This window comes from Actinacidiphila sp. bgisy144 (genome assembly GCF_057708105.1).
Map to the genome: position 1 here is coordinate 14,510 of NZ_JBYIRM010000027.1, position 15,759 is coordinate 30,268.

At 65.2% G+C, this 15,759-nt stretch carries 6 protein-coding genes; 3 read left to right on the forward strand and 3 right to left on the reverse strand.

Annotated elements, in window-relative coordinates:
- Window positions 1–253: 253 nt before the first annotated feature.
- The 3 genes from AC3EVP_RS26810 to AC3EVP_RS26820 all read right to left on the reverse strand — a co-directional run bounded on the left by AC3EVP_RS26810 (window position 254) and on the right by AC3EVP_RS26820 (window position 3,143).
- Window positions 254–1,567, reverse strand: coding sequence for a 7-cyano-7-deazaguanine synthase (locus AC3EVP_RS26810; protein ID WP_435134051.1), 1,314 nt, complete (start codon window positions 1,565–1,567; stop codon window positions 254–256).
- The gene (locus tag AC3EVP_RS26815) at window positions 1,564–2,223 is read right to left on the reverse strand and encodes a hypothetical protein (protein ID WP_435134053.1); all 660 of its coding nucleotides are present in this window, start codon (window positions 2,221–2,223) and stop codon (window positions 1,564–1,566) included. The genes AC3EVP_RS26810 and AC3EVP_RS26815 overlap by 4 nt, the downstream gene beginning before the upstream one ends.
- A 707-nt stretch (window positions 2,224–2,930) precedes the next feature.
- Window positions 2,931–3,143 (reverse strand): hypothetical protein, encoded by a 213-nt coding sequence (locus AC3EVP_RS26820; protein ID WP_435134055.1) that lies wholly within the window; start codon window positions 3,141–3,143, stop codon window positions 2,931–2,933.
- A 180-nt stretch (window positions 3,144–3,323) separates the two neighbouring features.
- On the opposite strand from AC3EVP_RS26820, the gene AC3EVP_RS26825 reads away from it, so the two are divergent.
- Genes AC3EVP_RS26825 through AC3EVP_RS26835 form a run of 3 tightly spaced genes read left to right on the forward strand, consistent with a single transcriptional unit; the run spans window position 3,324 to window position 15,753 of the window.
- A complete protein-coding gene (locus AC3EVP_RS26825; protein WP_435134058.1) occupies window positions 3,324–8,576 on the forward strand; it encodes a DEAD/DEAH box helicase in 5,253 nt (1,750 codons plus the stop codon).
- Window positions 8,573–11,605: a helicase-related protein gene (locus AC3EVP_RS26830; RefSeq protein ID WP_435134061.1), complete on the forward strand. Its 3,033-nt coding sequence runs from the start codon at window positions 8,573–8,575 to the stop codon at window positions 11,603–11,605. Before AC3EVP_RS26825 ends, AC3EVP_RS26830 begins: the two co-directional genes overlap by 4 nt.
- A complete protein-coding gene (locus AC3EVP_RS26835; RefSeq protein WP_435134064.1) occupies window positions 11,602–15,753 on the forward strand; it encodes an Eco57I restriction-modification methylase domain-containing protein in 4,152 nt (1,383 codons plus the stop codon). Before AC3EVP_RS26830 ends, AC3EVP_RS26835 begins: the two co-directional genes overlap by 4 nt.
- Window positions 15,754–15,759: the final 6 nt, after the last annotated feature.

Genomic DNA, 15,759 nt, shown 5'->3' on the forward strand with positions numbered 1-15,759 from the left:
CGGGGTGGCGGGATTTGAACCCACGGCCTCTTCGTCCCGAATGAGGCCATGATCGTTCCCTGACCTGCGGGATTCGGGAAACCGCAGGTCAGGGGGTGGGTAGGGGTTGGTCTGGGTGGGTGTGGGGAGGCGGTTTTTCCATGATCGTCTCCCATTTTTCCCCCAAGGGAGGTGGGTCCTCGGCAGTCGGCGCTCCTGGCCGCGTTTTCGGTCGCCTCGTGCGGCGGCAGCTGCGTGGGCACGACGTGCGAACCTATGCCGCGCTCGTGCTGCCCGCCATCGAAAGCAGCCGAGCCAGCTCATTCCGTCCGCGTTGGATTACGTCGAACGCCTCGGCAATGTCCACGTCTGGAGGCAGTGGGCGGTCGGTAAGGAGGTCCGTGGAGGAGTACGGGCTGAACAGCCATCGTTGAAGGGCGCGCCAGTCGGCTGTCCGCGGGAAGGGGACGCTCTCCGCCCACGGAAGCGCCTCGTACGCGGTGCCGTCTCTATCGTTGGCCTTCAGCAGGCCGGAACGACGTACCAGGCAGGGAAAGCAGACGCCGCAGTTGGCGAGGCGAGGACCGCCGTTGCGGCGGGCGGGCGGCTTGCCACAGCTCAAAGTGGACTCCAGGTCGGACGCGGTCAGGCCGGCGTCTAGCGCGGCCACGCACACCTCGCCCTTCGTCAGCCGCGCCAGGGGGTTGATCACCCGTACCGCGTCGCCGGCGTTGGCGATGGTGGTCACCAGGGCATTCAGGTGGTGCAGGGTCCACGGGTGCACGGACCGTGTGGACAGGGCCGCGGACCGCGCCGGCGTCAGGGCCGGGTTGAGGGCGAGCTGGCCGTTCTCGGGGATGTGGACGGTTGGCACGCCGTGCGCGCTCGCGACACGGATCGCACCCGTCGCATACAACAGACCGCGAGTGCGGGAGGAGGTTTCCAGCCGCGTTCCGGAGCCATCGCCTCTTGGCGTCTGGCTCATCGGCAGGAGGAGCACGTCTCGAATTCGTTCCAGTTGCCTGGCGGCCTCATACACCCGGCGCTGGAGGCGCAGCAGACCGATCTCCCGGAACATGACGAGAAGCAGAGGCCTGGAGTCGTCCGCGTTTGCGCGGGTGGCAGCCCAGCTCAGCGAGTCCAGCCCGCCGGAGAACAAAGCGACTTCCGAGGCTTGCGGCTGGGTGGCGTCAGCCATCGCCTCCTGAACCGGGTTGAGTGTGAGGTGCCGGAAGTCAATCTCCCAGACGTCTCCGGTGAGAAGCTGGAGAAGTGTGGTGAGGTGCGTTCGGACCGCTGCGGTTCGCCAACTCCCAACGTCGGTAACGGGCACTGAGAGGCGGATGTTGCGAGTCCAGCGATCCAGGCTGTCGGTGCGGCGAACATACTTGTCACTGACGAAGACGGCCCTGGCGACCCGGAACAGATCTTCAGCCCAGTCTGGTATTGGGCCGGGGAACTGGTGCCGACCGCTGATGCGCCCCTCTCTCTCCTGGAACGAGTCCTCACCGACCTCCTTCCAACGGGGATCGCGTGCCCCGTCCCCGCGGTGTCCGCGCCACCACACGAAATTGGTAGAGTCCGTCATGCCGCAGCTCCCTGCTCACTGGAAGGCCCCTCGTCAACCAGACCAAGCACGCTGCCCACCGCCCGAGGAACCAGTGATTGCGCGATCCCGACGAGTGCGTCGGCCGGGTTCTGCACCGAATCCACCGTCGACTGAGCGGTGTCGAGAGCCTCAGCGAGACCCGTCGCCTCAGCGGACTCCTCACAGGGGTTCGGCACCAGGCCCACCAATTTCTCAGCTACCCAGTCGGCGATCCGGCTCTCCGGATCGGCGACGATGAGCACCGGCACGGCCAGCTTCACGTGTTCTGCGACTGCGGACCGCAGGAACTCGGCCACTATGTCGGCGAAGAACACCTGATAGAGGTCGCACAGGATGTCCCAGGCGAAGCCGCTGCTCGAGCCACCTGCTTGTATCGCGTCGCCCAGCTCGGGATGGATGTGACGAACATCGCCGATCGCGGCGATTACCGCTCTGCGCACTGCTGCATCCGCGAGCGTGCCGCCGTCTCCGCCGACCTGCGAGACGAGTCGGGCGATGAGCGCGTCCTCCGACTCCGCGCCGTGCTGCGCCAGCGAGCCCATAGCCTTGGCGAGCCGCTCGCCAGCTGCACACGCCGTCTCATACAGCTCGAAGGCTGATCGATCGGTACGGAGCGACTCATGCAGGGCATGCAAATGATCCGCAGCGATCTCTTCCAGCCTCTGATCCGAGTTCCGTTGGTCCGGCCGCCAGCGCGCCAGCCGCGCTGCTGCGGCGCTCCACCGATCGCCGCTCGGACCTCTCCACCGCGTGGATGTGCCCAAAGTCCCCCCAGGCTGACGGTGTCCTTCGCGCTCGCCTTGCCATGGCATCAGACCGGACGGACCCGGGGTAGAGCGCGACTCAGCCAGCACGACCAGAACCTGCCCATAGGCTTACTGAACCGTTCCGGGTTCGGTGGAGAGGCTGATGTGCCACGGTCTTGGTGAAGGATTGCTTGATCTGCAAGTCCGTGTAGATGCGGTCCAGTTCCTGGGCAGGGAGCGCCACGACGTAAACCATGCACGGAGGGTACGGGAGCCGGTGCGGAGAGCGGCGGGTGGGTGTGAGGTTTTCGTCCCAGTACGCCTGACTCATGACGATTTTCTCCCAGATGGTCCGCTTCACTCGACGTCTCAATGGCCAGTAATCTCGCTTCCATCATGAGCAGCCGCGGGCTGAGCAGAACGGCGAAGGCGCCGCTGCCGTCACCGCGGGTTGTCTACGCCCCGGACGGCTTCCCCTGGGGACCTCACTGGCCAGCCTGGGCTGCGAGCACGACGTGAGCTGCGCGCCCGTAGGCACGGCTGGCTCGACACCCTACACATCGCCGCCGACGGGCTGATCCCGATCTCCGACCCGGCTATGAGGGCACGCCTGCCTCCCTTCCAGCTGTTCCGCAAGAAGCCTGCTGACGGCGCTTGTCGCCGCTCAGCAGCAGGTCGATAAGGTCGTCGAGCCGGGTCTTGGCGGAGAAGACGCGGATCTGACGACGCGCTTCAAGGCGCTGCAGCTCGTCAGCCTGTTCGCGCAACCTATAGACGACGCCACCACGGCAGCCCTCGCGATCTTCCACATCGAGAAGGGCCGCATCGCCGGATGAACACCTAGAGTGACGACCCTGTTGCTGTCGCCAACTCGTTGGCTGTGTGGCGAGACTACGTATCGTGGGTCCCGGCCGGTCTGACCTCCATCGATTGTCACAGTGATACGAGATGATGTAGGCCGGTCCGGCAACGAGAGGGGTTTGGCGACTGTGGATGTCTTCGAGGTGCACCGGCGGCTCATCGATGACTACCGGCGCTTCACCGAGTCCTTCGTCGGCATCCGTGATTCCCGCATCCGGCAAGCGGTTGCCGACGACCTGGCAAGCGGCGGCCAGTGGCCGGACGCGTGGCTGTCAATAAACCCGATGTTCGAGCCAGGGGGGACCGTCGAGGAACTGGTCGCGGACGGCCTTCTCCACCGCGAGTGCGCGCGGATCTTCAGGAGCGGCAAGGACGCTGAGCCCGGGAGCGGAACCCCGATCACCTTCCACCGCCACCAACTGGAAGCCATCAGGGCCGCCAGGACCGGCAAGAGCTATGTGCTAACCACAGGGACTGGTTCGGGCAAGAGCCTCGGGTACATCGTGCCCATAGTCAACGAGGTCCTCCGCGCCCGTGAGCGCGGGGACACTGAGCGACGTACCCGTGCCGTGATCGTCTACCCCATGAACGCGCTGGCCAACAGCCAACTGAAGGAACTCAAGAAGTTCCTCCAGGCTGGCTACGGCGAGGATGAGGCTCCGGTGAGCTTCTCCCGCTACACAGGACAGGACAGCGATGCCGAGCGGCATCGGATCCTACGGGATAAGCCGGACATCATCCTCACTAATTACGTCATGCTTGATCTCCTGCTGACCAGGGACAAGGAGCGGGAAAGCTTCCTCAAGGCCACACATGACCTCCGCTTCTTGGTGCTTGACGAGTTGCACACATACCGAGGCCGGCAAGGGGCGGATGTCGCCCTCTTGGTCCGCAGGGTTCGGGACGCTTGCGAAGCGACGAGCCTCCAGTGCATTGGTACCTCGGCGACTATGTCGAACGAAGGCGGCGAGAAAGAGCGGCGCACTGATGTCGCGGAGGTGGCGACTCGCCTCTTCGGTGGGGACGAGCCGGTGCACGCCGACCTCGTCATCGGCGAAACTCTGCGTCGAGCCACCCTGGGTCCGGCCCCGACCTCGAAAACCCTCGCGGCGGCCGTGCGCATCGCCACGTCCACAAGTGGGCGAGTCTACGAGGACCTCGCTGCAGACCCGCTCGCTGTCTGGATCGAGCGGACTTTCGGGTTGACCGGCGAGGGCGGAAGCCTGGAACGGCAGCATCCCACGACGATCCGCGAGGCAGCACAACGGCTGGGCGAGGCCACTGACATTGACGAGGAAACCTGCCGGACAGCGATCGAAACGGTACTACGGGCAGGGTCGAAAGCGAAGGATCTGCACACCCGCCGGCCACTCTTCGCATTCCGCCTCCACCAGTTTCTCTCCAAGGGCGACACCGTTCATGTCAGCTTGGAACCGGAAGCCGAACGCCACATTACCCGGCGCTACCAGCGGGTTGTAAAAGGGGAGCGGGGCAAACTCCTAATGCCTCTCTCTTTCTGTCGCGAGTGTGGACAGGAGTACCTGGCTGTCTACCGCACCGAGCGTGCAGGACACATTGTTTACGAGCCGCGACGTGACTACGAAGCCAGCGACGATCAGGCGTCTGACGGCTATTTGTATGTGAGTTCAAATTCTCCTTGGCCCACGAACCCTGCCCAGTCAGGAAGGCTCCCCGAGTCCTGGCTGATAAGCGAGGCGGAGGGCGTATCCGTGGTGGACAACCGCCGACGATATCTGCCGCTCCGCGTCCGTGTGGCGCTTGACGGCACGGAGCTCGGTTCGGACGGATCGGAGCATCAGGAGGAGGACGGTGCCGCCGAGGGACTTGCTGCCGCCTTCGTGCCTGCGCCGTTCCTGTTCTGCCTCAACCCTGAATGCGGGGTCTCCTACGAGCAGGTACGCGGCAGAGACTTCGCCAAACTCGCCAGCCTCGACGTCGAGGGCCGCAGCTCCGCCATGACCGTAGTCAGCGCCAGCATCGTGCGCAGCCTAAGGACCCAGCCCCCCGGAGAGGAACTCGACGAAGAAGCTCAGAAGCTGCTTACCTTCGTCGACAACCGGCAGGACGCCAGCCTGCAGGCCGGACACTTCAACGACTTCGTCCAGGTCGCACATCTGAGAGCGGCGTTGGTTCACGCCTTGCGTGCGGCGGGCGCCCACGGGCTCCGTTACGACGAACTCGCGCAGCAGGTCACTGACGCCCTGGCACTCCCCATCGAGACTTTCACCGGAAAGGCTGACGTCCGGTTCAGCCACCAGCGGGAGAGCGCACTCGCGGCCCTTCGGGGCGTGGTCGAACTGCTTCTCTACCAGGACCTGCAGGGCTCCTGGCGGGTAACCATGCCAGGCCTTGAACAAACCGGGCTCCTCCGCTTCGACTATCCGGCCCTGGACGAGATTGCCCGAGCTGAGGACTTGTGGGAGACCGGACACCCCGCCCTGGCGTCGGACGATCCCGTGCACCGCGTGATGCTGCTGCGCCTGATCCTGGACGAGATGCGCCGCAGTCTCGCTGTCGATGCGGAGGTGCTCTCGCGGACCGGTTTCGAGCGCATGCGCTCCCGCTCAGACCAATGGCTGGCCGGCCCCTGGGCGCTGGCCGAGAACCATCCGGAGCCGCGACCAGCAGTCGTCTATCCCGCGCCCGCGCGTCCTGGCGGCTTCCGCTCGGACGTCCACTTCACCGGTCGCTCGATGCTCGGCCGCTACCTCCGTGCCCCCGGTAGATTTCCGCACCTCCCGGACCGGCTCTCCGTGGACGACGCGCAGCGGATCATCAGTCATCTGCTCCGTGTTCTGGGTGAGGCCGATTTGGTCACGGAAGCGGTGAACCGTAAGGAGATGGGCACGCCGGGCTACCGGGTCAAGGCGTCCTCACTCGTCTGGTTGCCCTCGGATGGAGCCGAGGGCATGCGAGACCTACTGCGCCGTCGGCACGACGTGGCGGCCCCTCGAGTGAACGCTTTCTTCCGGGAGCTCTACACCGACCTCGCACACACTCTCGCGGGGTTGCAGGCGGCCGAGCACACCGCTCAGGTGCCCACTCGCATCCGGGACAAGCGCGAGACGGATTTCAGCGCCGGGACATTGCAACTGCTCTACTGCTCCCCGACCATGGAGTTGGGCGTCGACATCAAGAGCCTCAACACCGTGGCAATGCGCAACGTTCCACCGACCCCGGCGAACTACGCGCAGCGGTCCGGTCGGGCAGGCCGCTCGGGCGAGCCGGCCCTCGTCACGACCTATTGCGCCACGGGCAACGCCCACGATCAGTATTACTTCCGCCGTTCCCAGTTCATGGTGCAGGGGCGAGTGGCGGCACCCCGCCTCGACCTGGCCAACGAGGACCTGGTGCGCAGCCACGTCCAAGCGATCTGGCTGGCCGAGACCGGAGCCGACCTCCACTCCAGCCTTCCCGAGGTACTCGACCTGGGCGACCCCCTGCGTGGATACCCGGTCAGGGAGGAGATCTGGACGCAGATGCTCTCCCCAGCCGCCGCGCGGCGGGCGGAGGACCGAGCCCGACATGTCCTAGCGTCGGTGCTCGACCTGGACGAGTCGCTGTGGTGGAGTCCGCGTTGGTTGGCGGATGTGGTCCGAAGCGCCGCGCAGCGGTTCAACCAGGCTTGCGACCGTTGGCGGAACCTGTACCAGGGTGCGCTGGAGGAGCAGGAGGAGCAGAATCGGCGGGTCCTAGACCAGTCCCTGAACCCGCAGAGCCGCGAGCGTGCCGCCCGCCGTCGGCGCGAGGCGGAGAACCAACTCAAGTTGCTCCGCAACGAGGACAGCAAGAAGCTCGGCCAGAGTTTCAGCGACTTCTACACGTACCGCTACTTCGCCTCCGAGGGCTTCCTGCCCGGTTACTCGTTTCCGCGTCTACCGCTGGTCGCCTACATTCCCGGTTCCCGGCACTCGCGTGGAACCAGCCTGGAAGGGGACTACCTTCAGCGGCCCCGATTCCTGGCAATCAGTGAGTTTGGCCCGGGTGCACTCATCTACCACGAAGGTGCCCGCTACGAGGTGAAACGTGTTCAGTTGCCGGTGGCCGAGCCGGGCGAGATCGATACCGAGACCGCCCGGGTATGCCGCAACTGCGGCTACTTCCATCAGCAGCAGGCCGGTACCGACGTCTGCGACGGCTGCGGCGAAGTCCTGACGGGCCACATCCCTAATCTGATGCGTCTCACCACCGTGTTCACGGAGCGCCGGGAACGAATTTCCTCGGACGAGGAGGAACGCCGCAGATCAGGCTTCGAGTTGGAGACCGTCTACCGATTCAACTCCCATGGAGATCGACCCGCGAGCCTCGACGCACATGCACTGGTGAACGGCGAGACCTTGGCTGAGCTCTCATACGGTGACACTGCCAGCCTGCGCGTTATCAACAAGGGGCGCCGGCGCCGCAAGGACAAGGCCCGTATCGGGTACCGCATCGACACCTCCACCGGCAAGTGGCTCGCCGATACGCTGACCGCCGATCCCGAAGGCCGGGACGGAGACGCCAGCTACGGCGACGTGGACATCTCCCGTCCCGTGGTCCCCTTCGTCGAGGACCGCCGGAACATCCTGCTGCTCCGCCTGACCAGTCCGGTCAGCGAGACTGCCGCGACCACCCTGCGCTACGCCTTGGAACGTGGTATCGAAGCGGCCTTCCAGTTGGAGGACTCCGAACTGACTTCTCTCCCGCTCCCCGACCACGAGGACCGAGCGAGGATGCTCCTTACGGAAAGCGCCGAAGGCGGAGCGGGTGTTCTGCGCCGGCTCCAGTCGGAGCCGAAGGCCCTGGCAAAGGCCGCCTCTGTGGCGTTGTCGATCCTGCACGTGAACGCGGACACTGGGCAGGACATCCCTGCTGGAAACGGCTTGCCGGAGCCCTGCGAACTTGGCTGCTACGACTGCCTGCTGTCCTATAGCAACCAGAGCGAACACCGTCTTATCGACCGGACCTCGGTGATCGGTCTGCTCCAGCAGATAGCTGCTTCCACTGTCAGGGGAATCGGATTGGCTGCCACCCCCGCCGAGCGCCTCGACGCGCTCAAGGAAGAGAGCGGTAGCGAGCTGGAGCGGAACTTTCTGGAGTTCCTCGCCCAGCGCGAACTCCGGTTGCCCGACGAGGCCCAGGTTCCGCTCCCGCAGCTGGGTGCGCGGCCCGACTTCGTCTACCGGTTGCCGGGTGCGGAAGTCGCCGTCTTCGTCGACGGTTCCCACCACGACATTCCCACGCAACACCAGCGGGACGAGGATACGGAGGACAGACTGATGGACTCCGGCTGGCTGGTCATCCGTTTCGGGCACACTGATCACTGGCAGGGAATCGTTGATCGCTACCCCAACGTGTTTGGGTCCGGAGGAGTTCGGTGACCGACTACAAGATCGGCAGTCTGGTGGCAGCCCGCGGCCGGGACTGGGTCGTCCAGGAGTTCACCAAGGACTTCGTGGTCGCCCGGCCGCTCGGCGGCGACGCTGCCTTCACCGCCGGCCTGTTCGCCGACGAGGTCACCGACGCCCGCTTTCCCCGACCAAGCAGCTTGCCGGGCGAGGTCGGCGACCACAGCAGTGCTGCCCTGCTGCGCACCGCCCTCCAGATCGGGTTTCGGGACAGCGCCGGTCCATTCCGGTCGCTGGCGCAGCTCAACTTCGAACCCCGTCGCTACCAGCTCGTTCCGCTGCTCATGTCCCTGGGTATGGACGTAACCAGGTTGCTGATCGCCGACGACGTCGGCATCGGCAAGACCGTGGAGTCCGGCCTCATCGCCAAGGAACTGCTGGCCCAAGGACAGGTCGACGGATTCGCCGTGCTCTGCCCACCGGCGCTTGCCCAGCAGTGGCAGGACGAGCTGCGGGACAAGTTCGGAATCGAGGCGGCCCAGGTGCTGCCCAGCACGGTCAAGAAGCTCGAACGCGACCTGATGGGTACACAGAGTCTCTTCGAGCGTTACCCCTACACGATCGTCTCGACGGAGTTCATCAAGCGGGAGGAAAAGCGCAGCCAGTTCCTGCGAGCGGCACCAGATCTGATCATCGTCGACGAGGCGCACACCTGCGTGCCCGACGCTGCGGACCGCGCGGGTCGGCAACGTCAGCTGCGCTACGAGCTTCTGAAGGAGCTTGCGGCCTCGAAGCAGCGCCACCTCCTCCTCGTCACCGCGACACCGCACAGTGGCAAGGAGCAGACCTTCCGTTGCCTTATCGGCCTGCTCGATCCGCAGTTCGACCCTGTGACGGGTTCCTTTGATCCTGCCCAGTCCGAGGATCGCGCCCGGCTCGCTAAGTACTTTGTGCAGCGCCGTCGGCGCGACATCAAGACCTTCCTCAAGGAGGAGACCCACTTCCCGGACCAGCGGCAGATCCGTGATGTCCCGTTCCGGATGCACGACGACTACGCGGACCTCACCCAGGACGTGCTGGCCTATGCCCGTGAGACGGTGCGCACCAGCAGCGGTGCCACCCGGGACCGCATCCGATGGTGGTCGGCCCTCGCCCTCCTGCGTTCCCTCGCCTCCTCTCCGATGGCAGCCGCCGCCACGCTGGAGACCCGGGCCGCGATCGAGGGCTTGTCCGAGGAGGAGATCGAGCAGCTCGGACGGGCCGCCGTACTCGACGGCACCGAGGACGACACCGATGAGGGCGCCGACGCGGCCCCGGCCGGAGATTCCGCCGAGGCGCTGATCCCGGTGGCCGCGCTCGCCGCCGCGGAGGCGGGGCGCCCACTTAGCGACCGGGAGAAGGCGCTGCTGGCGGACGAGCGGCGGCGGCTGAAGCGGTTCGCGGACAGGGCCCGTGAACTGGCTGGACCCGAGCGGGATCGCAAACTCTTCGAGGTGGCCAAGCAGGTCCGGTCGCTCAGCAGCGCGGGTTACAACCCCATTGTCTTCTGCCGCTACATCCCCACGGCGGAGTATGTCGCCACGCACTTGAAGTCCGTACTAGGCAAGATTGAGGTCGAGTACGTCACGGGGAAGCAGCCGCCGAAAGAGCGCGAGGACCGGATCCGGGTGTTCACCCAGAACGCCGACGCACGACGGGTGCTCGTCGCCACCGACTGCCTGTCCGAGGGCATCAACCTCCAGCACGGGTTCCAGGCCGTCGTGCACTACGACCTGCCCTGGAATCCGACGCGCCTGGAACAGCGGGAAGGCCGAGTCGACCGCTTCGGGCAGCGGTCCACCTACGTCCGCGCCGTCACCCTGTACGGCGAGGACAACGGCATCGACGGCGTCGTCCTTGAGGTTCTGCTTCGCAAACACCGAGCGATTCAGAAGGCCACCGGAGTGGCAGTCCCCGTGCCCGATGCCGGGGAGAGCCTGGTGCAGGCACTGGTGCAGGGACTGCTGCTACGCGGCAGGGAGGACCGCCAGCTCACCTTCGACGTGGACGTGGAGGAACGAGCCAAGGACCTGGACCGCAAGTGGCGGGACGCGGCCGAACGCGAGTCCAAGGCCGTCACCCGCTACGCGCAGCGCACCATCCACACCGAGGAGATGCAGCAGGAGCTCAACGCGGTCACCGAGGCCATCGGCAGCCGCGAAGAGGTGTCCGCGTTCGTACGGACCACCTTGGAGAAGCTCGGGGCTTCCTTGCGGCCGGCTGATCCCCCAGGACAGGGGCCTGGGAAGGCGGGCAGGAAGGCCGATGTCAGCAGTGACTCACCGGCGCAGACATTGCTGGGGGAGCTGCCTGTCACAAGGTCGGCGGACTTCACCGCGGACTTGACGGGCCTTCCCGCGACACTGCTCCGCGAGCTCCAATCCTCAGACGGCAGAGCACTGACCGAGGTCACCTTCCGCGAGGAGCCGGGGGGACGTAGTGATGAATCAGCACTGAACCGTTCCGACCGGAGAGTGCTGGCTCTCGCCCAGTGGGTCCTTGACACCTCGCTCGATGGTTCGCTAGCTGGACCCCGACGCCTAGCACGACGGTGCGGCGTCATCCGCACTGACGCAGTCACTGCCACCACCACGCTGCTACTCGTTCGGTTCCGCCACCACGTGACGCTGCCCGGCCGGGGTCGGACACCCACCGTTGCCGAGGAGGCGCGTGTCCTCGCGTACCAGGGCCCGGCGAGCGAGCCGCGATGGCTGGACCATGCAGAGGTGCGCGAGGTGCTGTCCGCAGTTCCCACCGCCAACGCACTCCCCGAGCACATTGAGCAGTATTCGCACAGGGCGATCAGGGCACTCGACCGAGTCCAGGATGCACTGGACGCACAAGGGGTCGAAGCGGCTGATGAGCTGCTCTCCGCCCACCGACGGGTGCGCAAGTCAGCCTCCGCCGCACGCGAAGGGTTGAAGGTGAAATTCCAGCCCTCGGCTGACGTCCTTGGCGTCTACGTCTACGTTCCAGCCGTCACAGGTTCCTCGGCTCCGATCGCCCACGGAGGCAACGAGTGAGCTCCCCCGCATCACTGCTGCCAGCCACCGACGGTTTCACGGCAGTCCGGATCGAAGGCGGAGTGCTCTCCCCGGAGATCCTCTCCAGGATCGCCGGCGGCGACCGGAGCCTCCCCGGCACCACCCCCGGGGAGTATGGGCTACCAGTCGGCCGCCTCGGTGACGCTGTCAGTCGCTCCTGGGCCTACCTACAAGGCGTCTACCGCGCCTACCGGGACCAGCTGGCGGCCCTGCCCTCCACTGACCGCGGTACCACGCTGACGCGCAAGAAGTGGCTGCTGCCTCTCTTCGCTGAACTCGGCTACGGACAGCTACCCACCATCAGGGGCCTTACCGCTGGCGGAAGGACCTTCCCAGTCAGTCACCTGCATCGCGAACACTTCCCGGTGCACATGGTGTCGTGGCACACCCAGCTCGACCACCGGCCAGCCGGCGGCGGCAGGGTTCCCCAGGCCATGCTCCAGGACTGCCTCAACACCGGAGGCGCCCTCTTGTGGGGGGCGTTGTCCAACGGCAGGATCCTGCGGCTCGTCCGCGACTCAACATCGCTGGTCGGCTCTGCCTACGTTGAGTTCGACCTTGAGTCCATCTTCGACGGTGACCTCTACCCCGACTTTTTCCTGCTGTTCGCCCTGCTGCACGCCTCGCGCATCGACCTGCTACCGCGCGAGGACGAGGACGAGACGCGGCTCACCGCTGCTGACTGCTGGCTGGAGCGGTGGCGCGCCGAGGCCATTGAGAGCGGTTCCCGATTCCTTCGGGGCCTGAGCGATGGACTCCAGCAGGCCGTGGAGGAACTCGGCACCGGCTTTCTGAGCCACGACGGACGAACCCCACTTGCCGTACCGGGCAAGCCCGCTGGCGAACAACCAGTCTCACCCAACGAGAGGCTGCGCCGCGGCCTGCGGGACGGCACGATCACGAAGAAGCGCCTCAACGACGCCCTGCTGCGGCTTGTCTACCGCATGATCTTCCTGTTCGTCGCCGAGGATCGGCAGGCACTGTTCGAACCAGGGGCCGATCCCACGGCGCGGGAACGCTACGAGAAGTACTTCTCCAGTGCCAGGCTGCGCCAGCTCTCACTGACGATGAAGGGCGACCGCAGGGACGACCTGTGGCAGTCCTTCACCATGGTGTTGCGTGCTCTTGGCGACGAGGAAGGCGATCCGCGACTCGCACTGCCCGGACTCGGCGGCGTGTACGACGTTGGCCAGCAGGACCAGTTGGCGGAGAAACTAAGCCTGGCTTCGCTGGATCTGCCTAACGATCGGCTGTTGGCGGCCATCCGGAGTCTCGCGCGGGTACGCAGCGAGGATGGAACGCGGTGGTTGCCGGTCGACTACCGTCACTTGGGCGCCGAGGAGCTAGGCGGCGTATACGAGTGGCTGCTGGCCCTCGACCCGGACCCGGATCCCACCCGTAGGACCTACCAGTTCCGCAACTCCGCCGGGCACTCGCGCAAGACCTCCGGCTCCTACTACACCCCGACCGCTCTCGTCGACATGCTGCTCGACTCCGCACTCGACCCAGTGCTCGATGAAGCGGCACGGCAAGCCGACCCGGTTAAGGCCCTGCTTGCGGTCACGGTGTGCGATCCAGCCTGTGGATCGGGGCACTTCCTCGTCGCGGCCGCCCGCAGGATCGCCAAGCGCATCGCTGTCGTCCACACACAGGAGGCAGAACCGCCAGTGGAGGCGGTGGAACGCTGGCTGCCGGAAGTGGTAGCCCGTTGCATCCATGGTGTCGACCTCAACCCGATGGCCGTGGACCTCGCCAAATTTGCCTTGTGGATGCAGGCCCTGGAGCCCGGCAAGCCACGACCAATGTCCTTCCTGGACGCACACATGAGGCACGGCAACGCGTTGTTGGGAACAACGCCGGCGCTGATGAAACAAGGCATCCCCGACGCCGCGTACCTGGCGTTGGAACTCGATGACAAGAAGCAGGTGACCCTGCTGCGCAGCCGCAACCGGATGGAGCGCGAGGCTAGGCAGGATGCCCTGTTCTCCACCGGTGACTTCGGGGTCGCAACAGGAAATGCCCATCACGCCGAAGCCCTCGCCGAGATCCACAAGCGCCCTGGTCGCACCCTCGCCGATGTTCACCGGCAGGTGTCGCAGTACCGCAAATGGCAGCGTTCCGAGCCGAAGGTGAAGGACCGACGCACGGCTGATGCCTGGTGCGCGGCCTTCGTGTGGCCCACGTACGTCGGCGGACCGGAAGGCATGACCGCCGACACCTGGCGCAGGCTCGCTAAAAGCGGAAGCATGGGTTCGGTAACTGACAGCACCGTTGACAGTATCGCGGCCGACTACGGCTTCTTCCACTGGTATCTGGAGTTCCCGCATATTTTCCAGACCTCGGACGATGAGGCAGCCGGGTTCGACCCGAAGCTGGGCTGGAGCGGCGGCTTCTCCTGCGTGCTCGGCAACCCGCCGTGGGACCGGGTCAAGCTCCAAGACAAGGAGTTCTTCGCTCCCCTCGTCCCGGAGATCGCGGCGGCGGCGAGCAAGGCGGCACGGGATCGCCTGATCGCCAAGCTCGCCAAGGACAAGGACCAACAGCATCATTACGAAGCGTTTCGCAGGGCCCGGCGTCGCTCGGAAGGGGAACTTCACCTGCTGCGGGACTCCGGTCGATTCCCGCTCACCGGACAGGGCGACGTCAACACCTATTCGGTGTTCGCCGAGACGGCACGCCAACTGACAGCGGGGCGGGGTCGTACGGGTGTCATCGTGCCAACCGGCATTGCAGTGGACTCCACCACCGCCCCCTTCTTCCGCGACATCCTGAAACAGCGTCGGTTGGACTCGCTTCTGGACTTCGTCACCAACCCGAGGATCTGGACCGATGTCGGCAACCGCCGCTACCGATTCTCCCTAATGACCGTCACCGGGCGCGACGTCGAGGTCGAAGAGGCCGAATCATGGACGCTGGCGAAGCACCCGGATGAGCTTCCTCCACGGGGTGAGCGCATCCAAGTGAACCCGCAGGACCTGCTGTTGGTGAACCCCAATACCGGCACCATGCCGATGTTCCGCACTCAGCAGGATGCGGATATCACCCTCGGCGTATACCGGCGAGTGCCAGTACTGTGGCGAGACCCGGATGAGAATGGTGAGGGGGAATCAAATCCATGGGGACTTTCGTTTCTGCGCATGTTTGACATGGCGAATGACTCGGACATGTTCTGGGAGCAGCTGGAACTGGAGGCTGGTGGAATGCGCCTGAAGGGCAACGTTTTCACCGACGATGTTCATAGGCTGCTGCCGCTGTATGAGGCAAAGTTCATCCATCACTACGACCACCGTCTGTCCTGTTACAGCAAGCGAGCCGAAGGCAGCCAGGACACCGAACTGCCTCGACTAACGCTGGAGGAGAAGAACGACCCCTTCCGGGGGCCGATTCCGCGTTATTGGATGTCCGAGTGCGACGTGGACAATCGACTACGGGATAGGTGGCAGAACGGATGGCTGCTCGGGTGGAGAGATATTACTAATCCGACAAATGAAAGGACTGCGATTACGGCCGTCTTGCCAAGGGCTGCTGTTGGCCACACTGCGCCGCTTGTGCTGCCGACCCAAGGCTCTCCTGCCGCTCTCATCGCAAATCTGAACAGTTTTGTTTTTGACTACAGCGTGCGGCAGAAGATGTCGGGGATTCACCTGACACAGAGCTATTTTAAGCAAGCACCAGTCCTGTCCCCAGTAGATTTTCAGGAGACGCTGCCATGGGATCGGCAGTGTTCAGCACAAACGTGGCTAGACCCCCGCGTCCTCGAACTCACCTACACTGCCCATGACGTCGCCTCCTTCGCCCGCGACCTCGGCGACGACGGCCCGCCCTTCCGTTGGGACGAGTCACGCCGCGCACTCATCCGCGCCGAGCTCGACGCCGCCATGTTCCATCTCTACGGTCTCACCGAGGCTGAGGCCGACTATGTCATGGACACCTTCCCCATCGTTCGAGGCAAGGACATCATCGCCTTCGGCGAGTACCGCACCAAACGGTTGATCATGGAGGCCTACGCAGCCCTGGCCAAGGCAGCCCAGTCTGGCGAGCCGTACATCTCTCCGCTCACCCCGGCGCCCGGTCATGGGGAGAGGCACGGAGCTTGGAGTGTCCCTCCTGCGCCTGACGCACCGTGAGCCTAT